Source organism: Corallococcus sp. CA054B, from assembly GCF_003611625.1.
Classification (GTDB): domain Bacteria; phylum Myxococcota; class Myxococcia; order Myxococcales; family Myxococcaceae; genus Corallococcus; species Corallococcus coralloides.
In genome coordinates this window covers 26,598-48,865 of the sequence record NZ_RAVY01000032.1, presented here as the reverse complement: position 1 = coordinate 48,865, position 22,268 = coordinate 26,598, and the positions used below count along the sequence as shown (strand labels likewise).

Here is a 22,268-nt window from a genome sequence, read left to right as displayed (position 1 = left end):
ATCGCGGAATCAGTCACTCGGGCGTGATGCGAGCGGGCGGGCAGGGTGACCTTGCTGCCATCGGGCAGGTCTTCCACCTCAAGAGGTGGGGGCACGTCATGCAAATGTTTAGAGACCGCGTCGACGCCGGCCGTGCATTGGGTCAACGGCTCCGCGTCCTGCTCGGCGGAGCGGGTGACCTGTTGGTGTTGGCGCTGCCGCGCGGCGGTGTGCCCGTGGGGTTCGAGGTCGCTCGGATTCTCGGGGTGCCGCTGGACGTGTTCATGGTGCGCAAGCTCGGCACACCGGGGCACGAGGAGCTGGCCATGGGGGCCATCGCCACGGGGGGCGTCACGGTCCTCAACGGAAGCGTCGTGAGAAGGCTGGGGATTCCCCAGTCGGCCATCGCCGCGGCCGCGGAGCGTGAGACGCGGGAGCTGGCCCGGCGGGAGCATCTCTTCCGCGAGGGCAGGCCTCCCGCGCGGGTCGAAGGGCGGACGGTGGTTCTGGTGGATGACGGGCTGGCCACGGGCTCCACCATGCGAGCGGCGCTCCGGGCGCTTCGTCAGCAGAAGCCCGCGCGCATCGTGGTGGGCGTGCCCGTGGGCGCGCCGGAGACGTGCGCGGAGTTCGAGCGCGAAGCGGACGCGGTCGTCTGCGTCCACACCCCCGCGCCGTTCTACGCGGTGGGCCAATGGTTCGAGGACTTCACGCAGACCACCGACGACGAGGTGCGCGAGCTGCTGGCGCGCGCGGCACAAGAGGAAGGGGCTGCCCCGGTGGCGCCGTGAGTCCGGCGGAGGGTTGAAACATGGCTGAGCACAGAATTTCAGAGCACGCGGTGCGGCTGGAGGCGGAGCCCGGCGTGGAGTTGGACGGAACGCTGAGCGTGCCGGAGAGGGTCTCGGGCGTGGTGCTGTTCGCGCATGGCAGCGGCAGCAGCCGCTTCAGTCCGCGCAACCAGTACGTCGCGAGAGTGATGCAGCAGGCGGGGCTGGCGACACTGCTCATGGACCTGCTCACGCCGGGGGAGGAGGAGGCCGAGCGACTGACGCGGCACCTGCGCTTCGACATCGAACTCCTGGCGGGGAGGCTCGTGGGGGCCACGCGGTGGCTGGCGCAGGTGCCGGGGTTGGGGGGCCAGCCGCTGGGGCTGATCGGTTCGAGCACGGGAGCGGGAGCGGCGCTGGTGGCCGCGGGGCGGATGCCTGAAGCCATCCAGGCGGTGGTGTCCCGGGGCGGCCGACCGGATCTCGCGGGCGCGGTGCTGCCGGCGGTGCGAGCGCCCACCCTGCTCATCGTGGGTGGGGATGACACGCAAGTGATTGCGCTCAACCAGGAAGCACTGGAGGCGCTGCGCACGCACAAGCGGCTGGAGATTGTCCCCGGGGCGACCCATCTCTTCGAGGAGCCGGGAACGCTGGAGCAGGCGGCAAGGCTGGCCCGGGATTGGTTCCTCCAGCACCTGGCCACGGCCGCACGGGAGCGTCCGTCCGGCGAGGCCCCGGCATGAGCCCGCGCATCGCGGTGGTGGGAGGCGTGGCCACGGACTACCTGGTGCGCGGGCCGTCATTTCCGGAGCCGGGAGGCAGCGCCGAGGGCGACGTCTTCCAGGAGGCGCTCGGAGGAAAGGGGGCCAACGGCGCGGTGGCGGCCGTGAGGCTGGGGGCGCGTGCCTCGCTGGTGGCGCGGGTGGGTTCGGATGGGCGCGGCTTGAGGCAGGTGACGTCGCTGGAACGGGAAGGCGTTGCGTTGGATGGGGTGGTGCCTGATCCGGGTGCGCCCTCGGGCGCGGTGCTGGTGATGGTGGATGGAGAGGGGAGGAAGCAGACCTTCTTCTCGCCGGGCGCCAATCGCAGACTTTCCATCCGGGATGTGTTGCGGAGCACGGAGCGGATCGCCACCGCGAAGGTGTTGCTCGTACAGTTGGAGGTGCCGCTGGACGCGGTCCAGGCAGCGGTCCGTCTGGCGCGAGCAGCCGGTGTCCGGGTGGTGTTGGATCCCGCGCCCGCCGTGCCGCTGCCGGAGGTGTTGCTGGAGGACGTGCACGTCATCCGGCCCAACGCCGCCGAGGCCCGGGCGCTGACAGGCATCCCGGTGCATGGCCGTGCTTCCGCGCGGCGGGCCGCCCGCAACCTGCTGATGCGCGGAGTGGGAGCGGCCATCATCGCGGCGCCCGGAGGCAGTCTCCTCGTGTCGCGGGAGGAGGAGGCATGGCTGCCGGAGCTGCCGGTGGACACGGTGGATACCACCGGAGCGGGGGATGCGTTCTCCGCGGCGCTCTGTGTTGCCCTGGCGGAGTCCCAGCCACTGCTCACCGCCGCGCGCTTCGCGCACGCCGCCGCCGCCATCGCGACGACACGGCTGGGGGCGCAGGCGGGATTGCCGTATCGGGATGAAGTGCTCGGACTGCTCGCGGACGTAAAGCCAGACGTCCAGCCTGTGTCGCCATAGCGCAATCATTTCTTGGTCTGCTGCCGGTCCAGTGCCCGCCGCACCCGCGCCTCCTTCCCCTGCTTCTTCCTGAGCTTCTGCTGAACCGCGCCCTCGAACGCGAGTTGCTCCGACAGCGCGTGCAGTTCCTGCCGCGACAGGACCGGGCACTTCCAGTCCAGGTCCTGCATGCGCCGCAGGAACGCATCCGGAAGCGCCACGCCGTAGCGCAGGACGTAGTACGGAAGATCCGCCCGCCAGTGCCAGACGCCATCCGTCAGCGCATGGTGGGGCGCGATGTTCTTCTCGCCAGTGAACCAGTCACTCAGCGGCCCCGAACTGACCGCGAAGACGACGCCTGACGCGAGATAGCGTCCGATCCGAGAGCGCTCCTCCTCCGGAATCTTCCCTCGCGACTCCACGAGCGAAGGTCCCTCATCGGACTCCGGGTCGAACTCACGGAAGTACCCTGCGGCGTGGAGGGGCATCCCTGCTCCCTATCAGGAAGGACGCATTCAGCGCACCGCCGCACCGGGATCTCAGCCATGGTGGCAACCCCACGGACTGGGACAACATCATCCCGTTCCCCAAGGACATCCATCAGACCCTGAACGGGCTGTATGCCCAGTGCTACGCGAACCAGCCCCCGTGGACCGGCGTTGGGCCGAGCTATCCCTATGGCGAGTAACCCCATGTCGATGAGCGCCCTGCTCGAAGAGGTCTCGCGCCTCCACCACGCACGCCCTCCCGCGACTCCTGCGCAACTTGATGCCTTCGAGCAACGCGTCGGATGGCGCTTGGACCCGGACCTCCGCGCCTTCTACCTGCACTGCGACGGCGCGGACCTGTTCGACCGCGTCGACCCCGCGTTCTCCTTCCCTCCGCTATCGGAACTCCGCCGCGCGCGGATCGTCATGAGTCAGGACGACACGGACCAGGCAGGACCCGCGTCCTGGTACGCCCTCTGCGAGGTCCGCGATGGGAACTACATCCTGCTCGACGTGAGCCAGCAGCACGACGGCCGCTATCCCCTGCGTGACGGCTTCCGCGAAGGCTTCCCGGATCCGTCCCAGTGCCCGCGGATCGCCAGCTCCTTCTCCGAGTTCCTGGCGGGCGCGCTCCGCTCCAATGGGCGCTGGTTCTGGCTGAAGACGCTGATGCAGGACGGGTGACGGAACCCGCGTCCCCACCGCACGCAGCCGCGTCCCGCCAGAAGCCCGGAAACCCCCGCCATCCTCGCAGGACACTTCATCCCAGGCCGGTTTGTCGGGCTCCGGACACAGTCGGATCCGTACGTTCCTCTCGCGCTACAGGGCCTTCCAGGCTCCCTCAGCCAGCCGCGCAATCACGGCTTACTTCGAGACTGAACGAGATGTTTTCCAACATGGGTGTTCGTGTCGCTGCGCACTGGAAACCCGCACGGCGTGCTGTCATCTTGAAGGGACTTTCGCGGTGCGGCAGGGCGGTTGAGGGGAAGGCGGAGCGGAAGTCGTTCAAGGTCTTGCGGACCGAACGTATTGGGATGTGGTGGACGGAAAACTGTTCCGTCCCGGGGCTGTAAAAACTCCCCGAAAGCGAGGGGTGTCTGCCGATGAACTGGGACCCAGGCCGCATCCGAGTGTCGGAAAAGCGAAGCGGATCAACCGGTTGGCGCGCCCGGCCGCGCGAACCGGAAAACCCCGGTTCCTGGCACACCGCTCGCATCGGCCGCTGACGCTGTCCTCACCCCCGCATCGCCTTCCCTGATTACCGGTCCCTCGTGCTCGCCCAGTCGCCTCTCATCTGTTCCTGCGGTCAGCCCCACTCGGACGCGGAGGCGTGTCCCACGCTGATGCGCGGGCTGGACCTCAACGGCGGCACGATTCTCTACGCCGGCACGCCGCCGCCGGGACCCGCGGCGTCGCTGCCTGCTCCGCCCACGCCCATGTCGTCTCCCACGCCCGTGGTGCCTTCCCTCGTGGGCCAGGAGTTCGGCCGCTTCCGCATCGTGCGCGAGCTGGGCCGCGGCGGCATGGGCACCGTGTTCCTCGCGGAGCACGCGCTCATCCAGAAGCGCGTGGCCATCAAGGTGCTCCACGCGCACCTGGCCCAGGCCCCGGAGCTCGTCGCGCGCTTCCTCTCCGAAGCCCGCACGCTCACGCTCGTGCAGCATGAGAACGTCGTCACCCTCTACGACCTGGACTCGCGCGACGGGCGCCCGTACCTCGTCATGGAGTACCTGGAGGGTGACAGCCTGGCCAACTTCGCCCGCGGCCCCATGGCCCCGGCGCTGGTGGTGGACCTGATGGCCCAGGTGTGTGACGCCCTGGGCGCCGCGCACTCGCACGGCATCGTCCACCGCGACCTGAAGCCCGCCAACGTCTTCCTCGTCCCCAGCCCCAGCGGCAAGCAGCGCGTGAAGCTGCTCGACTTCGGCATCGCCAAGCTGCTGTCCCGCCCCGCCGGGGAGATGACCACCGAAGTGGGCGTCCTGCTGGGCACGCCGGAGTTCATGGCCCCCGAGCAGTGCGGCGACGGCATCGTGGACGCGCGCAGCGACCTCTACGCGGCCGGCGTGCTCGCGTACCTGCTGCTCACCGGCCAGGTGCCCTTCTACGGCCGCACCGCCGCCGAAATCCTGGTGGGCCACCTGCAGAAGGAGCCCGTCCCGCCGCACGAGCTGAACCCCGCCGTGCCGGAGGCCCTGTCGAAGGTGCTGCTGCGCGCGCTGGCCAAGCGGCCCGAGCACCGCTTCGCCTCCGCCGCGGAGCTGAGGGCGGCCCTGGAGGCGTCGCTCGCGCCGCCGCCCGCGCCCACCGCCCCGCCGCTCACCGCGCTGCTGCGCGGCCAGGGCACGCAGGCCCCCGTGGAGCTCAAGGGCGAGTGGGTGGGCCGCTCCGGCCTCTTCTTCCAGCTGGCCACCCCGCCTCCCGCGCTCCTGTCGGACGTGTCGCTGCTGCTGCGGCTGCCCGGCGGCGAGCTGCCGTGCACCGCGCAGGTGGTGCGCCACGTCACCGCCGAGCAGGCCCAGGCGTGGAACATGCCCCCGGGCTTCGGCGTCCAGCTGCGCGACGCCAGCCCCGCCTTCCAGGCCCAGCTGGCCCAGCTTCGCAACGCCCCGCGCGCGACGTCCGCGCAGAGCGCCGCCACCGCCGCCATCCCCACGCCCGAGGACGCGCAGGCGGAAGCCGTCCTCCAGGGGTTCCGCCGGCGGCTCGCCGGGGACCCCTACGCCGTGCTGGAGCTGCCGCGCGACGCCACGCTGGAGTCCGTGCGCACCGCGGCCCAGCGCGCTCGCGGGGCGCTGGAGCTGCTCAAGGCCCGCCCGCTGTCGGACAGCCAGCGCGCCCAGGTGGACCGCGCGCTGGAGCGCGTGGCCGGGGCGCTCCACACGCTGGGCCACGTGGAGCGGCGCGTGGAGTACGACGCCACGCTGGGCAACGTGGAGGGCATCGAGCGGTGCCTCGCCGCGGGCCTCACCGCCACCATGCTGGAGCAGTGCCGCCGCCGCTTCCTCGCGGGCAACACCGGCCGCGAGGGCCGCGCCGCCGTCCACCGCCTGTCCGGTGACGCGCTCGCGTCCGTGGGCCGGCTGGAGGAGGCGCTCGCCGCCTATGAGCTGGCGGTCCGCGCGGACCCCTTGGACCTGGAGGGGCTCAAGCGCTGGCGCTTCCTCCGGGCCCGGGTGCGGGGCTCGGCCGCTCCCCGGTAGAGGAGCCGGGCTCGAATCCACCCTGGGGGCGTCTTGCGTATGGAAGGGGAGTCTTCGTTAATCCTCTCCTCTCCCATGGCTTCCGAACCCGACGACAAGCTGCCGCCCCAGGGGCGCTTCAACCGCCTGCGCAAGCTGGCGGGCCTCTCCATGCACGTGGGCTCGGAGGTGCTCAAGACGGGGGCGAAAAAGCTCTCGGGGACGAGCCCCACGGAGCTGCTCAGCCTGGGCACCGCGGAGAAGCTGGTGGCCACGCTGGGGGAGATGAAGGGCGCGGCCATGAAGCTGGGCCAGGCCCTCTCCATGGACCCGGACCTGCTCACGCCTGAGGTGCGGCAGATGATGGCCCGGCTGCAGAACCAGGCCCCCGCCATGTCCTACGCGCAGGTGTCGCGCGTGGTGCAGGAGGAGCTGGGGGCGCCGCCGGAGGCGCTGTTCAAGGAGTTCTCCCCGGACGCGCTCGCCGCCGCGTCGCTCGGTCAGGTGCACCGCGCGGTGCTGCACGACGGCCGCCCCGTCGCCGTGAAGGTGCAGTACCCCGGCATCGACGTGTCCATGGGCCACGACATGGACAACCTGGGCCTCGTCGTGAAGACGGTGTCCAAGACGTCGCGGATGATGGACGGCACCGCCTACTTCCAGGAGCTCCGCGACGAGCTCATGCTGGAGCTGGACTACCGCCGCGAGGCGAAGCTCGCGCGGAGCTTCGCGAAGAGCGTGGCGCGGCTGCCGGACCTGTACGTGCCCCAGGTCATCGAGGAGCGCAGCGCCCACCGCGTGCTCACGCTGGAGCTGTTGGAGGGCCAGACGCTCAAGGACTGGGTGACGACGTCGCCGGACCCCACCGAGCGCTTCCGCGTCGCGCGCCAGCTCATCCGCGCCACCTATGGGCCGTTCCTGGACGCGGGCGAAATCCACGCCGACCCGCACCCCGGCAACTTCATGGTGATGCCGGACGGGCGCATGGGCCTCTTGGACTTCGGCTCCATCAAGCGCTTCAGCCCGGGCTTCATCGCGGCCAACCGCCGCATGTTCCAGCAGGCGCTGCGGCTGGAGACGCTGGACGTGCTGGGCCTGTGCCGTGAGGTGGGCTTCTCCGTGGAGCTGCCGGAGGCGGAGGCCGAGGTGCTCCTGCGCGAGGTGCTCCACATCGCCGGGCGGCCCATGCGCACGGCGCCGTATGACTACGGCACCTGCGACATCAACCGCGACATGCGCAACCACTTCACGCGCAACGCCGCGCGCATCATGCGCATCCGGCCGCCCCCGGAGGCGATGATGTTCTTCCGCGCCACCGGCGGACTGGCGCAGAACCTGCGCCTCGTGGGCGCGCAGGGCGACTTCCGGCAGGTGTTCCTGGAGGTCGGCACGCTCGTGGGCGAGTGAGCCTTCGCGTGAGCGAAGGAGCGCTACGTGCCGGCGGCGACGCGCGGGCGCTTGTGCAGCCGCTCCAGCTTGCGCGCCAGGTCCGCGCCCTGCGTGCTCTTGGAGAGGTATCCGTCCGCGCCCGCCGCCAGCGCCAGCGCGCGCAGCTTCGACTCGTCGGAGGCGGAGTAGAGGACGAAGCGGGTGTTCTCCGGGGCCTGCTGCCGGGCCAGGGTCAGCACCTTGTCGCCGCTCAGCGCGGGGATGTTCACGTCCAGGAGCACCAGGTCCGGCGCCGTGGTGCGCACCAGGTTGGACACCCCCAGGGATGAGCGGTGCGTCCGCACCTCGAAGTTGTACGAGGACAACGAGCGCTCCGTCAGCGCGAGCTGGTCCGGGTCATCGTCCACGATGAGGACGCGAATCTTGGTATCCGACATGGTGGCTCCCCCTGGAACCGACAGTTGGGTGCCCCGGTCGGCAGGATGCCGCCCCAGGAAGACAGTGACCCGGGCACTTCCCGAGTATCACCCACCCCCTCCCTTCTGGCCAGCCTCCCTGGAATTTTCTGGAAATTTCCAGTTCAAGCCACACGCCTCGTCCTGGCGGGTGGGCAGCCCGGAAGCTCGTCCCTAGCCTTGGAGTGAACACGCGCGATGCGACAGGTGGGTGTCCGCCCGACCTGGAGGACTCCGATGACATCCCAGTGGAAGGCGGAGGAGACGGGCTCGCGGGAGCGCGCCCTGGAGCTCCGCGCGGAGGCGCGGCGGCTGGAGTCCCTGGCGGCACGGGCGCAGGCGGAGGCCTACGCCGCGCTCTCCCAGGCCTGCGCGCGGCGGGCCCAGGCGCTGAAGGCCGTGGTGCTGGCGGATCAATCCGTGGCCAGGCTGGGGGGGAGCGAATACGAGCGGACCTGGGCCTTGCATGACGGTCAACGGGCGGAGATCCACGTGGAGTTGATGGAGCGCGAGGCTTCCATCCACGCGACCCAGGCCCGCCGGGCGGAGGCCGAGGCGGGCCGGGCGGAAGCGGAGGCGCAGGTGTCCTCGCAGAAGGCGCACCTGTCCCCCATCGAGGGGCTCGCCAGTCCGCCGCCAGGAGCGCAAGGCGCCTGAGCGCTGGCCAGGCGGCGGGGGCGCGTCCCGCCATCCCCGGGTCTGCACGGGACAGGGGCCCTGCCTAGCTTGAGACAGACGCGTCCGACTCCCCTGGCGCGCCGACAGGGAGACGAGCCACGTGCAACGTCACGACATCATCGTCATCGGCGCATCCATGGGGGGCGTGGAGGCACTCACCACGCTCGCGCGGCAGCTGCCCCGGGACCTGGCCGCCTGCGTGCTGCTGGTGCTGCACGTGCCGGCCCAGCACCGCAGCTACCTGCCGGAGATCCTCACGCGCTCCGGTCCGCTGCCGGCCCACCATCCCCGGGACGAGGAAGCCCTGGCGCCGGGCCGCATCTACGTGGCGCCCAATGACAGACACCTGCTGGTGGAGCCGGACCGCGTGAGGGTGCTGAAGGGCCCCAAGGAGAACGGGCACCGTCCGGCGGTGGATCCGCTGTTCCGCTCGGCCGCGGGCACCTACGGCTCGCGCGTGGTGGGCGTGGTGCTGACCGGCGCGCTGGACTGCGGCACCAGTGGCCTCATGGCGGTGAAGCGGGAGGGCGGGCTGGCGGTGGTGCAGGACCCGCGCGACGCGCTCTGTCCGGACATGCCCCGGAGCGCGCTGGAGTACGTGGCGGTGGACCACTGCGTGCCCCTGGAGGAGATGGGCGCGCTGCTGACGCGGCTGGTGGCCACGCCCGTCGCGCCGCGCTCGCGCAGGCGGTCGCGGCAGGTGGAGACGGAGGTGAAGGCAATGAAGGTGGACATCCCCTCCATGGACGACCCGCCCTCGCCCGTGGAGTACGCGAAGCCGTCGTATTACGGCTGTCCCGACTGCGGCGGCGTGCTCTTCGAATTGGAGGAGGATGGCCTGCTGCGCTTCCGTTGCCGCACGGGCCATGCGTACACGGCGGAGGCGTTGTCCGGCTCGCAGCAGAACCAGCTGGACGGCGCGATGTGGGCCGCGCTGCGCGCGCTGGAGGAGAGCGCGTCCCTGTCGCGCCGGCTGGCCGCGCAGGCCCGGGAGCGCAGCCATAACCACTCCGCGCTGCGCTTCGAGGAGCGCGCCCGCACGGCCGAGGCCCAGGTGTCGCTGCTGCGCCAGGCGGTGCTCGCGGCCTCCCCGGCCGGTGCCGCGTCCCTGGAGGCCGACGTCTCCGACGAGAAGGAGCAGATGGGCTGAAGGTCCCGGGGTCAGCGCGCTCCGCCGCGCGCCGGAGCGGCCTTCAGCGCGGGGAAGGTGAGCGTGAACACCGCGCCCCCTTCCGGACGGTTGGCCGCGGTGAGCGTGCCGCCCGCTTGCGTCACCACGCCGTGGGCCATGGACAGCCCCAGGCCGGTGCCCTTGTCGCCCTTGGTGGTGAAGAAGGGCTTGAAGATGTTCAGCAGGTGCTCCTCCGGGATGCCGGTGCCCTCGTCCTCCACCGTGAGCCGCACCGCCCTCCCGAACCGGAAGGCCTTCACGCGGATGGCGCCGCCCCGGGGCATGGCGTCGCGCGCGTTGATGATCAGGTTGATGACGACGTAGCGCAGCTCCATGGCCGAACCGCACACGTGGGGAAGCCCTTCGGGCAGCTCCACGTCCAGGCGCAGGGGATGGCCGCCCTGGCGCGACTGGTGCTCGATGCCGCCCCGGACGATGTCCACCGCGTCGCGGACCACGTCCATCAGCTGGACGCGCTCCAGCACGGTGCCGGGCTTGCGGCGGGAGAAGTCCTGGAGCCGGTCCACGCGCGCCTCCGCGTCGGACACGACGCGCGCGAGCGCGTCCAGGTGCTGCTGGCCCTGGCTGGCCGGGCCCACGTCTCGCTGGAGCAGCTCCAGCCGCAGCCGCATGGCGTCGAGCGTGGAGCGCAGGTCATGCGCGATGCCCGCCGCCAGCTCCCCCAGGGCGCGCACCTTCTCCCGCTCCAGCAGGGTGGCGCGCGCGCTCGCCAGCTCCTCCTCGGCGCGCGCCTGTTCGGTGATGTCGCGCGCGAGCACCAGCACCTGCCTGTGGCCGGTGACGCGCTCGGCGCGCACCTCCAGCACCCGGGGCTGGGCCTCGCGCGCCTGCCGGTAGCGGGTGACGCGCGCGCCTTCGGTGAGCGCGAGCACCGCCGCGGCCTCCGCCTGGGCCACGTCGCGCAGGGCCATCCGCTCCGAGCCGTCCTCCTCGCGCCGCCAGGGACCGCGCAGCCGTCCCAGCACGTGCCAGCGGCTGTTGGCCAGCACCACGCTGGTGGTGTTCATCACCGCGAGCGCGCTGTCGTTGGTCTCCAACGCCCAGCGCGACAGCTTGAAGGTGATGACCTGGCGCCGGGTGTGCTCGCCCAGCTTGCGCACCAGGGCCGTGTGCTTCTTCATGAGCTCGCGGTACTTGCGCAGGAGCCCCTGGGACTCCCGGACGCTGGGGCCCGGGACGGCGGAGGGCGGGGGCTCGCGGCTCGGGCTCATGCCTTGAGCTTCTCCTGCAGGCTCCGGTTCTCCTCCAGGAGCGCGGTGGCCCGGGTGGTGTCCTCGAAGAGGATGATGGAGCCCAGCACGTGCGTGTCGGTGATGAGCGGCGTGGCCACCAGGGTGGCGCTGCCCTTGCCCCCGTGCGGCAGCTGGTAGGGGATGCCCTCCATGCGCAGTGAGCGCTTCTCCTGCAGGTGGCGGCGCAGCTTGAGCAGCAGCGCGCGCTTGAGCGCGGGCACGTGCAGGGACCACAAGAGCTGGCCCACCGTTTCGCGCTCGGTGAGGCCCAGCAGCCGCTCCGCGGCCAGGTTCCAGGTGGTGATGCGGCCGTCACTGTCCAGCACCAGCACCGCGGCGGAGAGCGTGCGGATGATGGTGCGCTGGCAGAAGGTGAGCGCGTCCATCTCCAGCGTGCGGTGCGCCAGCTCGCGGTTGGTGGCGTCCAGCTCCGAGTTGGCGGACTGGAGCTCCTCGTTGGTCGTCTCCAGCTCCTCGTTGGTGGACTGGAGCTCCTCGTTGGTCGTCTGCAGCTCCTCGTTCGCGGACTGGAGCTCCTCGTTGGTCGTCTCCAACTCCTCGTTGGACGCGCGCAGCTCCTCCGTGGAGGACTGCATCCGCAGCTGCATGGCCTGCAGCTCCTCCTGGGCCACGCGCAGGCCCTGCTCCACGCCGCGCAGGTGGGAGATGTCGTGGACGATGTACAGCAGGCCCTGCCGCCCTCCCTCCCCCTCGCGCAGGGGCACCACCTGGATGCGCAGGGCGAGGGGGTCTCCGTTGGCGACCTCCATCAGCCCGTCGGCTGTCTCCCGCTCGGAGTTGCCGGAGCGCACGCGCTGGCTCTGTTCGATGAGCAGGTCGCCGCTGAGGCCGGGCAGGCCCAGCGTCGCCAGCTTCCTGCCCAGCATCTCGCCCTCGTAGCGGTTCCACATCCGCGCCGCCGCGCGGCTCCACAGCGTCACCGTGCCGTCGTTGTCCGTGGCGATGTGCGGACAGGGGTGCGAGTCCAGGAGGTTGCGCAGGAAGGAGCGCTCGAAGTCCATGCTGGGGTCGAGGAGGCGCGGCAGGGTCGTGGGCTCCGGTGGCAGCCGGTCCTGCGTGGTGCTGGTCACCTCCGACTGGCCGTCCTTGCGGTAGATGCGCCGGGCCAGGTCGATGGGCCGGAAGAGCCGGGCCGCGAAGGGGATGAGCTCCGAGCGGCCCAGCACCATCAGGCCGTTGCGGCGCAGCGCGAACTGGAAGCGCGCCAGCACCCGCTTCTGTAGCTCCGAGTCCAGGTAGATGAAGACGTTGCGGCACAGGATGATGTCGATGCGCGACACCGGCGCGTCCGACACCAGGTTGTTCACGCCGAACACCACCGCGCGGCGGATCTCCTTGCGCACCGTGAAGGTGTTGCCGGTGCGCACGAAGAAGCGCGCCAGCCGCTCCGGGGAGACGTTCTCCAACTGCTCCGGCGAATAGATGCCCCGGCGCGCGGTGGCGATGGCGTCCTCGTCCACGTCCGTGCCGAACACCTTCAGCTCGGCGCCGGGGTAGCCCGGCCCCATGGCCTCCGCGGCGATGATGGCCAGCGAGTACGCCTCCTCGCCGGTGGCGCAGCCCGCGCTCCAGATGCGCAGCTCCGTGTCCGGACGCTGGCGCACGAGCTCCTCCACGCACTGCTCCAGCGCCTGCCAGACCTCCTTGTCCCGGAAGAAGCTCGTGAGCTTGATGAGCATCGAAGAGACGAGCGTGCTCACCTCGGTGGGGTCCCGCTCCAGCAGCGCCAGGTAGGCGGTCCGGCTCCGGCAGCGCGTGGCCTGCATCCGCCGCTCGATACGCCGTTGCAACGTGGCCCGCTTGTAATTGCGGAAGTCGAAATTCCGCACCTGCCGGACCTTCTCCAGGATGGCTTCGAGCTCGCTGTCTCGTGGAGGCTTGGTCGCCATGCGAAAGGACGTAACCCAGCGGAGGTGAAACGGGCAAGACCGGTATCCCTCTCTCGGAGAAACACTGTCGGACACACTCCTCGTCCGGGTCTCGGATGACAAAACGTTCGCTGGCCTTCTTCTTCGCCGCCCTCATGCGGGGAGTGGTTTCACAGGGGCCAGCGGGATGGCATAGGGTGGATGACCCTTCCCAGGGGGTGATGTCCAGAGATGGGAAGGCAAGGGTGTCATCCATGGAATTGAACTCAACGGGGCGGGAGATCCGCGTCGCACTGCTGGAGGATCAGCAGGTGTTTCGCGAGAGCCTGGTGGCCCTGCTCGAAAGCGCGGGCATGAAGGTGGTGGCCCGGTGCGCGGAAACGAGCTCGTTCCTGTCCAACGTGCGCGCGGCCGCGCCGGATGTGGCGGTGGTGGACCTGCGGTTGGAGCACGTGGGCCGCGAGGGCGCGGAGGACGGATTGAACGCGCTGAAGTACCTGCATGACTTCCATCCGCAGGTGCGCGCGCTGGTGCTGTCCGGACACCGGGAGCCGGACGTGGTGGAGCGCTGCTTCCAGGCGGGAGCGGCGGGCTACCTGTGCAAGCTGAACGTGGGCGTCGATGACGTGGTGCGGGCCGTGGGCCGCGTGGCCCGGGGCGAGCGGCTGCTGCCCGTGGAGATGCTCCAGGCCCATTCCATGCACCTGGACGACCTCGAGATGCCGGCTTCCGCGCTGTCGCGGCTGACGCTGCGCGAGCGCGAGGTGCTGGGCTACGTGGCGGCCGGCGCGGACAACCTGAAGATCGCCGCGCACCTGGGCATCACCGAGCGCACGGTGAAGGCCCACCTGACGAGCATCTACCGCAAGCTGGGGCCGGAGAACCGCGCCCAGCTCGCGGTGCTGGCGTGCGAGCTGGGCGTGACCCGTCCCGTGCTGGCCTGAGGCGCTGGCCTCAAGGCGGCGCGGCTTCCTCCGCGCCGTCTTCCAGCGCTTCCCGGGGGTCGCCCAGGTGCTGGAGGAACCACTCCCCGGCGAGCTCGGCCACCTGTTCCAGCTCCGAGTCCTCCTGGAAGTGGTGGGTGGCGCCCGGGATGATGTCCATGCGCTTGTCGGCGCGGAGCGCCTCGTAGGCCCGGCGGTTGATGTCCAGGCCCAGCGTGTCCGCGCCGCCCACCAGCAGCAGGGTGGGGGCCTGCACCTTGGGCAGCACCGCGCCGGCCAGATCCGGACGACCGCCGCGCGACACGACGGCCTCCACCTGATCAGGCCGGAAGGCCGCGGCCGACAGCGCCGCGCCCGCGCCGGTGTGCGCGCCGAAGTAGCCCACGTTCAGGCCCGCGGTGGGGCCCTCGCGCCGCAGCCACCGGGCCGCGCCCGCCATGCGCATGCCCAGGAGGCCCACGTTGAAGCGCAACTGCCGCGTCCTGCGCTCCTCCATCTCCTCGCGGGTGAGCAGGTCCATCAGCAAGGTGCCCAGCCCCATCGCCTGGAACAGGCGCGCGGTCTGCGCGAGCCGTGGACTCTGGAGGCTGCTGTCGCTGCCGCGCGCCAGCACCACCACGCCCCGGGCCCCCGAGGGCACCGCCAGCCGTCCCCGGACGAGGACGGCATCATCGACCGGCACCATCACCTCACGCTCCAGATGCGTGCGCGCCGCCGGTCTTCCACCACGCTGCGCTTCGGACTCCCGCGCTTCTTCCCACCCGTGGTCCTGCCCTACCGCATTCAACCCCGTTCGTGACCGGGGACCTGGCATACAGGCTCCTCCCGTCTGCGTGTGGCTGGTTACCGCGTCTGGCCAAGACACAGTCTGAACATCACCCCTGCCGTTGTGACCTGCCGGAGGGGGCTGGGTGTCCAGCGTAGGACAGGGCCGGCGGGGCAGGCCAGGACGTCCCGGGGAGGCTCAGGGCTTCGTGGCCACCACCAGCTCGAAGGGGCCGGGGAGCACGTGCGCGTGCGTGAAGCCCGCGGCGGTGAGCGCCTCCAGGTAGAACTCCACCTCGCGCAGCCGGCTCACGCACGTGTCCACGCCGATGAGGAAGTAGGACCAGAAGAACTGGGCCGCCAGCCGCTCCGGGGTGCGGAACTCCTCGCAGATGAGCACGCGTCCGCCGGAGGGCAGGGCGGCGAAGGCGGCCTGCATCAGCGACCGCGCCACCTCCGCGGGCCAGTCATGCAGCACGCGCACGAACGACAGCGCGTCGTAGCCCCGGGGCAGGGGCTCCTTCAGGAAGTCACCGCCCACGAAACCCAGCCGCTTGTCGGACAGGCCCGCGCGCTCGCGCGTGCGCGCGACGAGGGCTTCCGTGGCGGGCAGGTTGTAGACATCCACGGAGAGCGCCGGGTGCTGGCGCAGCAGGTGCTCCGCGAGCGTGCCGTCCCCGCCGCCCACGTCGAGCAGCCGCGACTCGGAAGGCCACAGGGTGGCCGCGTGCGCGCGGAACGTCTCCAGGATGGGGCCCAGGCCCGCGGCCATGCTGGCCTCGAAGCCCTCCACCTGTTCGGGCGTGCGTGGAGGCCAGTCGAACGACGTGGCGGACATGGAGTGCTGGCCGCGCAGCGTCTCCGGCAGCCGGCCGTGCAGCGCCTTCCAGTCGTACTTCTCCCGGTCGCGCTCCAGCGACTTCGGTCCCAGCACGGCCTCGGCCGCCGAGCGCAGGCCGGGCACGCCGCGGTAGCGCGCCGCCTCCAGCGCGTCGCTGGTCTGCTCGCGCTGCACCAGGCCCAGGCTCTCCAGGCAGTCGAGGAACTTGTAGAGCCGCTTGGGGACGAGGCCGTGTTTCGCTGACAGCTCGCCCAGCGTCACCGGGCCGGGCTCCAGCGCGTCCAGCAGGCCCAGGTTCAGGGCCGTCTCCACGACGTCCAGCGCGCGGGCGCCGTTGAACAGCAGGTGCAAGAGGGCGCGGGGCGACGGCGCCTCGCGGGTGAGGGGAGGCATGCTCATGCGACTTCCTTGCGCTGCTCTTCGAGGAGCGCGTCCATGAAGGCGTCCACTTCCTCGGGCGTGTTGTAGAAGTGCGGAGCGGCGCGCAGGAAGCCCCGGTGGCTGCAGATGAAGCCGCGCGCCACCAGCCGCGCTGTCACCTGGGCGTCGCCGGGGAAGCTCAGCGCCACCACGCCGCCGCGCTGGTCCGGCTCGCGCGGCGTCACCACGCACAGGCCCGCGGCGTCCGCGCGCGCCATCAGCCGGCCGGTGAGCTTCAGCGAGTGTTCGCGCACGGCGTGGATGCCCACGCCCTTGAGCAGCTCCAGGCCGGGGCGGGACAGCAGCACCATCAGCGGCGCGGGCGTGCCGCCCATCATCCGGCGCGCGTCCGGCGCGTAGTCCGTCGTCTGCTGGAAGCCCAGCGGGGACGCGCCGGCCAGCCAGCCGGTGACCGCGGGCCGGAGCGTGGGCAGCAGCCCCGGGCGCACGTACAGGAAGGCGGCCTCGGAGCCGCCCAGCCACTTGTGCGCGCCGCCCATGAGGAAGTCCACGTCCAGCTGGCGCACGTCCACGGGGACGGTGCCCACGGTCTGGTACGCGTCCGTGGCGATGAGCGCTCCGGCCGCGTGCGCCGCCCTCGCGATGCGCGCGACGTCCAGCACGGCACCGGTGGCGAAGGCGCCGTGCGCGACGCAGACGATGCGCGTGCGCTCGTCGATGGCCGCCTCCAGCGCGGCTTCGTCCACGCGGCCGTCCTTCGACGGGACGACGACCAGCTCCGCCCCGTAGCGCGCGAAGCCCTTCCAGATGAAGGGCACGGTGGGGAACTCCAGGTCGGTGATGACGACGCGGCGGCGCTCTCCGGTGAACTCCAGGCACGAGGCCAGGCGCGACAGGTGCGCGCTCAGGTTGGTGTCCAGCGCGACGGAGCCGGCGGGGGCGCCGATGAGCTCCGCCACGCCGTCCGCGTACGCCTGCATCTGGGACAGCCAGGTGTCCCAGGTGTCATCGCGCCACGCGCGCATCGTGTTCCAGTACTGCGCCAGCACGCCCTCCACGGCCCTGGGCAGCGCCCCGGTGGAGTTGCTGTTGAGGTACGTGCAGGTCTGGAGCAGCGGGTACTCCGCGCGCAGGGCTCCCGGGAGTGCCGCCACGGTCACGACTGGCTCCGCAGCTCCTGGGCGTGGGCGTACGCCGACACATGCGCTGCGTGTGAATGCGCGTGAGGCCCGTGAGGTGTCGGAGCGTGAGGCGCCGCATGCGGCCCGTGCGCCACCGGCGCGGGAGCCGCCGCCGCATGGTGAGCGGGCGCGTGCGGCACCGAGGCATGCTGGGCGTGGGCCACCGGCGCGTGCACCGCGTGCGGAGCATGGGGCGCCGCGTGCGGAGCGTGTGAAGCCGGAGCCGGCTGTGCGTGGGCGGCCGGAGCATGGGCCACCGCGTGCGGAGCGTGTGAAGCCGGAGCCGGCTGTGCGTGGGCGGCCGGAGCGTGGGCCACCGCGTGCGGAGCGTGTGAAGCCGGAGCCGGCTGTGCGTGGGCGGCCGGAGCATGGGCCACCGGCGCGTGGGCCGCCGCCGAGTGCTGAGCGTGCATCGGGCAGCCGCCGCCGGTGCGCGCTTCATGCGCGTGGGCCTCCGCTGCATGCGCCATGACGGCGTGAGCCACCGAGGCGTGCTGGGCGTGGGCCGCGGGCACGTGAGGCGCCGAGGCGTGCTGAGCATTCGCCGCGGTCGCGTGGGCCGGGGCGGAGTGCGCGTGGACCGCGGATGCATGGGCCGACGGAGCGTGGACCGCGGACGCGTGGGCCGCCGAAGCGTGAGCTCCCGAAGCGTGCTGCGCGTGCATCGGGCAGCCGCCGCCGGTGCGCGCCTCCTGCGCATGGGCCGGGGCCGCGTGCGCCATCGCGGCGTGATGCGCATGCGCCACGGGAGCGTGCGCCGCCACATGCGCGTGCGCCGCCTGCGCCTGGGCCACCGGCGCGTGCACCGCCGTGTCCTTCATCGCGTTGATCGCGGCCATCGGGCAGCCGCCGCCGGTGCGCGACTCACCCGGCGTGTAGCCACCCTCGCGCTTCCAGCCCGCGGTCAGCTCCACGCGCACGTCCCACAGCGCGCGGAACAGCGGCAGCGTCATGCGCGCCTGCAGCACCTGGGAAGGCAGCCCGTCCAGCGCCTTCACCGTGCGGTCGATGCCAATCGTCCGGCGCACCAGCTGGTAGTGCGCGTACAGCCACCCCTGGAAGCTCTCATCCACCGTCACCAGCTGCTCGCAGACGTGCTGCAGGTCCTTCGGCCCCCCAGCCGAATAGACCTGGAACAGCGTCAGCCCGCGACGCGCCAGCATGCGCTCCATGGCGGACTCCAGCCCGTCCGCCGCGTGGCGCAAGGTGTTGTAGCCCGGCGACTCCTGGCCGCTGCCGTTGCCCAGGCTGCGGCGGATGACCTGGTACTCGGCCGGGGTCATCGTCTCCAGGATGGCCATCTCCGCGCTGATGCCGGAGAGGATCTTCTGCACCCGCACCAGCCGCGCCGACACCGCCCACAGCGCGTCGCGGTCCATCTCCGCCACCACCTCCACCATCTCCCGCGACGCCAGCTTCAGGTACAGCTCCTGCGACTGGTGGACGATCTGGAACATCAGCTCGTCGTGGGAGACCAGCTCACCTTCCGGAGACTGCAGCGCCAGCAGGGTGTCCGTGTGCAGGTAGCGCTCGTAGTCCAGCTCGCCCTTCCCAACCCACCTCTTCAACATCACATTGAACAGGGGTTGAGTCAGCTCCTGCTTAAGCTTTTCCGCGTGGCTGTAATCGGTGGACGTGTGCAAGGTGCCTCCGGGGGGACGCAGGCAGTTCGTGGTGGGTAAGGCGCGCCCCAGTCAGGAAAGAACAGTGAGCGCGTAAATCTCTAGAAGCGACTACCTTACAGCCCTTTCTGTGAACTTCAAGGCATACAGGGCATGCGGGTTATCGATTTTTGAGATTCCCATCCGTCCGGAGTACGGGGTGGCCCGAGGGGTCGGGCTCACCCAGGGGGTGGGTCAGCTCTCAACCGGTGAGGGATTCCGGTTGGGCGACGCCGGGCGAGGCTTGAGGCGCATGGCGTTGAGCTTCTGCGCCAGCTCCGCGCCCTGGACGCTCTTGGAGATGTAGCCGTCCGCGCCGGAGGCGATGGCCAGCGAGCGCAGCTTGGCCTCATCCGAGGCGGAGTAGAGGATGAAGCGGGTGCCGGGGGGCGCGTACTGGCGCGCCAGGCCCACCACCTTGTCCCCCTTGAGGGCGGGGAAGTTGACGTCGATGAGCACGAAGTCCGGCTCGGAGGCGCGCACGATGTTGGACACGCCCAACGCGGACGTGTGGGTCTGCACATCGAACCCGTACGCGCTCAGCGAGCGCTGCACGAGGTCGAGCAGGTCCGGATCGTCGTCCACGACAAGGACGCGCGGTTTTGCTTCAGCCATGGCTTCTCCCTAGGTACTGACGAATCGTCTCGATGAGCTGATCGCGGTCCAGGGGCTTGGTCATGTAGGCCGTGCAACCGGCCGCCTGCGCCTTGTCCTGGTATTCGCGACCCGCGTGCGCCGTAACGGCGATGACGGGCACGTTCTGCCCATCCGGCAACGCGCGGAGCCTGCGGGTGACTTCCCAGCCGTCGAGCCGCGGCAGGGACAGGTCCATGAGGATGAGGTCCGGCGCGTCGTTGCGGGCCCGCTCCAGCCCCTGCTCGCCGTCCTCCGCCTCGATGAGGTCATACAGTCCGCCAAGGTACCTGCGGACGATGTCGCGGTTCTGCTCGCTGTCCTCCACGTACAGCACGCGAGGCAGCTTCCCCGCGGACGCCGCCCGCTGGGACATCAAGAGGCCCTTGGCCTGCGAGATGACGTCCTCCAGCGCGTGGCCGCCCTTGCGCACGAAGCCCGCGAAGCCGTCGCGCAAGAGCGTCTCTTCTTCAGTGGACAGCGTCTTGCCGGTGAGCACCACCACCGGCACGGACAGCTTCTCCGCGCGCAGCCGGCGCAGGACCTCGAAGCCGTCCAGGTTCGGCATCATCAGGTCCAGCACCACCAGCGACGGCGGCGACACGCGCGCCTTGAGCAGCGCGTCCTCGCCGTTGCGCGCCTCGTTGGTGGAGAAGCCCGCGCGGCGCAGGTTGCGGCTGACCAGCTCGCGCGTGGCCGCGTCGTCGTCCACCACCAGCACGTCGCCCGTGGCGGCGGAAGCGCCCGCGGAGGCCAGGCTCTTCTGCACCACGTCCACCAGGCGCTCCGGCTCCACCGGCTTCACCAGGTACTCGCACGCCCCCAGGCTGAAGCCGCGGGCGCGCTGCTCCTCCACCGATACCAAGATGACCGGGATGGCCGCCAGCGCCGGGTCGCTCTTCAGCTGGCTCAACACGGACCAGCCGTCCATGCGCGGCAGGTGGATGTCCAGCAGGATGGCCTGTGGCTTCACCTCGCGGGCCAGCTTCAGCGCGGCGATGCCGTCATTGGCCGTCACCACCCGGAAGCCCGCGGGCTCCAGCTGGCCGGTGACGAGCTGCTGGATGAGCACGTCGTCGTCCACCACCATCACCGTGCTGCCCGGCCGCGCCATGGGCGCGAGCTTCTGGGCCACGTCATGGAAGGGCACCAGGCGCTCCGTGGCGTGCGGGCTGTCCGCGCCCACCGTGGTCGCCAGCACGTCCGGCAGCCGCACCGTGAAGGTGGAGCCGCGGCCCAGCGTGCTCTTCACGTCCACCGTGCCGCCCAGCACGCGGGTGAGCTCGCGCACGATGGCGAGCCCCAGCCCCGTGCCGCCCACCTTGCGCGTGGTGGTGCCGTCCACCTGACGGAACTTCTCGAAGATGAAGGGGAGCTGATCCGACGGGATGCCCACGCCGGTGTCCTCCACCGTCATCAACAGCTCGCCGCTGCCCGCGGGCACCACGGTGAGCGCCACCTCGCCCGTGTCCGTGAACTTGGCCGCGTTGCTCAAGAGGTTGAGCATGATCTGCCGCAGCTTCAGCGCGTCGGTGCGGATCTCCTTCGCGTCGTTGTCCACGTTCACCGTGAGGGCCACGTCCTTGCCCTTGAGGTACTCCTTCACGGTGGCCATGCACTCGTCGGCCAGCTCCTGCACGTCCACGGGCTCGGTGACGACCTCCACGCGGCCCGCTTCAATCTTGGACAGGTCCAGGATGTCGTTGATGAGCGCCAGCAGCGTCTTGGCGTTCGTCTTCACCACGTTGAGGTCGCGCCGGCCGTGCGGCGTCAGGCGGCTGCCCTCCTCGCGCATGAGCAGGTCGCAGTAGCCGATGATGCCGTTGAGCGGCGTGCGGATTTCGTGGCTGAAGTTCGCCAGGAACTCGCTCTTGAGGCGCACGGCCCCTTCTGCCTCGCGGGCGCGCTCTTCTTCATTGCGCTTGGCGACGGAGAGTTCCTGGGCCAGCCGGTCCAGGTCCTCGTTCTGCTGGCGGATGATCTCCATCTGGAGCGCGCGCTGCTGGTAGCTCGCCAGGGAGCGGGCGGACACCGCGCGCGTCTTCTTGATCTCCTCCAGGCTGGCGGCCAGCTGCTTGTTGGCGGCCTCCAGCTCATCGCGGGAGGCGCGCAGGGCCTCCTCGTTCTGCTTGCGCTCGGAGATGTCCTCCGTGACGCCCATCACGAAGCGCGCGACGCCCTGGTCGTCCAGCAGCGGAATCTTGCGCGTGGCGAAGATGCGGTCCACGCCGTCCGCGCGGGCCACCTCCTCGAACGTCTTCATCTTGCGCGTCTCGAGGATCTCCGTGTCGATGGCGATGAACGAGTCCGCCTGCTCCTTGGGGAAGTAGTCGTGGTCCAGCTTCCCCAGCAGCCACTCCTTGGTGACCTTGAAGGCGTCCGCGAACGTCTTGTTCACCACCGTCAGCCGGCGCGTGTCCGCGTCCTTCACGAACAGCACGAAGGGCAGCGCGTCGATGATGTTGCTGAGCAGGTAGTTGGTGCGCTTGAGCTCCACGCCCGTCATCTGGTGCTGGGCGCGCTCGGCGTGCAGGCGCAGCTCGCGCGCCACCACGAAGGGCAGGTGGCCGTAGCGGTCCTCACTCACGTAGTCGCGCGCGCCGGCGCGCATGGCGGCGGCCAGCGTGTCCGCGCTCCAGGTGGGCGCGCTCACCACGAAGGCCGTCTCCCGGCCGCGCTTCACCCACGCGGCCTGGACGTCCTCCCAGCTCATGCCGGGCAGCTCGGACCCCACCAGCACCAGGGCCCAGGGGCGCTCCAGCGCCTGCTCCAGGGCTTCCCGTGTACTGACGGGCTCCAGCGTGAGCATGGAGAGGATGTCCTCCTTCTCCAGCGCGTCGCGCATGGCGCGCGTCTCACGCTCGCTGCCCACCAGGAGCAGCGACAGGGTGTAACCAAGAGGCGCCTCGGCGTGGGCCACGTCGAACGGGTGCTGGGCCATGGTC

At 70.8% G+C, this 22,268-nt stretch carries 19 protein-coding genes; 9 read left to right on the top strand and 10 right to left on the bottom strand.

The features are described 5' to 3' along the window. The first annotated feature begins 98 nt into the window (after positions 1–98). Genes D7V80_RS10905 through D7V80_RS10895 form a run of 3 tightly spaced genes read left to right on the top strand, consistent with a single transcriptional unit; the run spans position 99 to position 2,433 of the window. Positions 99–770 (top strand): phosphoribosyltransferase, encoded by a 672-nt coding sequence (locus D7V80_RS10905; RefSeq protein WP_120588100.1) that lies wholly within the window; start codon positions 99–101, stop codon positions 768–770. 20 nt (positions 771–790) lie between these two features. Continuing rightward, positions 791–1,492 carry a dienelactone hydrolase family protein gene (locus tag D7V80_RS10900; protein WP_120588086.1) on the top strand — a complete coding sequence of 234 codons (702 nt, stop codon included), beginning with the start codon at positions 791–793 and terminating at the stop codon, positions 1,490–1,492. Then, entirely contained in the window at positions 1,489–2,433 is a 945-nt protein-coding gene (locus D7V80_RS10895; RefSeq protein ID WP_120588085.1) for a ribokinase, read from the top strand. The genes D7V80_RS10900 and D7V80_RS10895 overlap by 4 nt, the downstream gene beginning before the upstream one ends. A gap of 5 nt (positions 2,434–2,438) precedes the next feature. Here D7V80_RS10895 and D7V80_RS10890 read toward each other — a convergent pair whose 3' ends face one another. Continuing rightward, positions 2,439–2,900 carry a hypothetical protein gene (locus D7V80_RS10890; RefSeq protein WP_120588084.1) on the bottom strand — a complete coding sequence of 154 codons (462 nt, stop codon included), beginning with the start codon at positions 2,898–2,900 and terminating at the stop codon, positions 2,439–2,441. A gap of 204 nt (positions 2,901–3,104) precedes the next feature. Here D7V80_RS10890 and D7V80_RS10885 point away from each other — a divergent pair, with 204 nt between their 5' ends. The 3 genes from D7V80_RS10885 to D7V80_RS10875 all read left to right on the top strand — a co-directional run bounded on the left by D7V80_RS10885 (position 3,105) and on the right by D7V80_RS10875 (position 7,489). After that, the gene (locus D7V80_RS10885) at positions 3,105–3,584 is read left to right on the top strand and encodes an SMI1/KNR4 family protein (protein ID WP_120588083.1); all 480 of its coding nucleotides are present in this window, start codon (positions 3,105–3,107) and stop codon (positions 3,582–3,584) included. 659 nt (positions 3,585–4,243) lie between these two features. Then, positions 4,244–6,103: a serine/threonine-protein kinase gene (locus D7V80_RS10880; protein ID WP_233585256.1), complete on the top strand. Its 1,860-nt coding sequence runs from the start codon at positions 4,244–4,246 to the stop codon at positions 6,101–6,103. Between the two features lie 75 nt (positions 6,104–6,178). Beyond that, the gene (locus D7V80_RS10875) at positions 6,179–7,489 is read left to right on the top strand and encodes an AarF/ABC1/UbiB kinase family protein (RefSeq protein WP_120588081.1); all 1,311 of its coding nucleotides are present in this window, start codon (positions 6,179–6,181) and stop codon (positions 7,487–7,489) included. Positions 7,490–7,512: 23 nt separating this feature from the next. On the opposite strand, the gene D7V80_RS10870 is transcribed toward D7V80_RS10875, so the two are convergent. After that, positions 7,513–7,908: a response regulator gene (locus D7V80_RS10870; RefSeq protein ID WP_014393456.1), complete on the bottom strand. Its 396-nt coding sequence runs from the start codon at positions 7,906–7,908 to the stop codon at positions 7,513–7,515. A 255-nt stretch (positions 7,909–8,163) separates the two neighbouring features. On the opposite strand from D7V80_RS10870, the gene D7V80_RS10865 reads away from it, so the two are divergent. Together D7V80_RS10865 and D7V80_RS10860 are read left to right on the top strand one after the other, a co-directional pair. Next, positions 8,164–8,583 carry a hypothetical protein gene (locus D7V80_RS10865; RefSeq protein ID WP_120588080.1) on the top strand — a complete coding sequence of 140 codons (420 nt, stop codon included), beginning with the start codon at positions 8,164–8,166 and terminating at the stop codon, positions 8,581–8,583. A 121-nt stretch (positions 8,584–8,704) separates the two neighbouring features. Further along, entirely contained in the window at positions 8,705–9,754 is a 1,050-nt protein-coding gene (locus D7V80_RS10860) for a chemotaxis protein CheB (protein ID WP_120588079.1), read from the top strand. A gap of 11 nt (positions 9,755–9,765) precedes the next feature. Here D7V80_RS10860 and D7V80_RS10855 read toward each other — a convergent pair whose 3' ends face one another. Both D7V80_RS10855 and D7V80_RS10850 read right to left on the bottom strand, forming a co-directional pair. After that, the gene (locus D7V80_RS10855; RefSeq protein WP_120588078.1) at positions 9,766–11,007 is read right to left on the bottom strand and encodes a sensor histidine kinase; all 1,242 of its coding nucleotides are present in this window, start codon (positions 11,005–11,007) and stop codon (positions 9,766–9,768) included. Continuing rightward, on the bottom strand, positions 11,004–12,938 hold the full coding sequence (locus D7V80_RS10850; RefSeq protein WP_120588077.1) for a CheR family methyltransferase: 1,935 nt from the start codon (positions 12,936–12,938) through the stop codon (positions 11,004–11,006). Before D7V80_RS10850 ends, D7V80_RS10855 begins: the two co-directional genes overlap by 4 nt. A 233-nt stretch (positions 12,939–13,171) precedes the next feature. On the opposite strand from D7V80_RS10850, the gene D7V80_RS10845 reads away from it, so the two are divergent. Continuing rightward, positions 13,172–13,861 carry a response regulator transcription factor gene (locus D7V80_RS10845; protein ID WP_120588076.1) on the top strand — a complete coding sequence of 230 codons (690 nt, stop codon included), beginning with the start codon at positions 13,172–13,174 and terminating at the stop codon, positions 13,859–13,861. 10 nt (positions 13,862–13,871) lie between these two features. On the opposite strand, the gene D7V80_RS10840 is transcribed toward D7V80_RS10845, so the two are convergent. From D7V80_RS10840 to D7V80_RS10815, 6 genes are all read right to left on the bottom strand, one after another. Then, positions 13,872–14,546: a dienelactone hydrolase family protein gene (locus D7V80_RS10840; RefSeq protein ID WP_014393462.1), complete on the bottom strand. Its 675-nt coding sequence runs from the start codon at positions 14,544–14,546 to the stop codon at positions 13,872–13,874. 279 nt (positions 14,547–14,825) lie between these two features. Then, complete coding sequence (locus D7V80_RS10835; protein ID WP_120588074.1) at positions 14,826–15,866, bottom strand: methyltransferase; 1,041 nt, start codon at positions 15,864–15,866, stop codon at positions 14,826–14,828. Beyond that, the gene (locus D7V80_RS10830; RefSeq protein WP_233585255.1) at positions 15,863–17,002 is read right to left on the bottom strand and encodes an aminotransferase class V-fold PLP-dependent enzyme; all 1,140 of its coding nucleotides are present in this window, start codon (positions 17,000–17,002) and stop codon (positions 15,863–15,865) included. Before D7V80_RS10830 ends, D7V80_RS10835 begins: the two co-directional genes overlap by 4 nt. Before the next feature lie 2 nt (positions 17,003–17,004). Beyond that, on the bottom strand, positions 17,005–18,600 hold the full coding sequence (locus tag D7V80_RS10825) for a tryptophan 2,3-dioxygenase family protein (protein WP_233585254.1): 1,596 nt from the start codon (positions 18,598–18,600) through the stop codon (positions 17,005–17,007). A 285-nt stretch (positions 18,601–18,885) separates the two neighbouring features. Then, a complete protein-coding gene (locus tag D7V80_RS10820) occupies positions 18,886–19,305 on the bottom strand; it encodes a response regulator (RefSeq protein ID WP_014393466.1) in 420 nt (139 codons plus the stop codon). Then, positions 19,298–22,264 (bottom strand): response regulator, encoded by a 2,967-nt coding sequence (locus D7V80_RS10815; RefSeq protein ID WP_120588071.1) that lies wholly within the window; start codon positions 22,262–22,264, stop codon positions 19,298–19,300. The genes D7V80_RS10820 and D7V80_RS10815 overlap by 8 nt, the downstream gene beginning before the upstream one ends. Positions 22,265–22,268 lie beyond the last annotated feature (4 nt).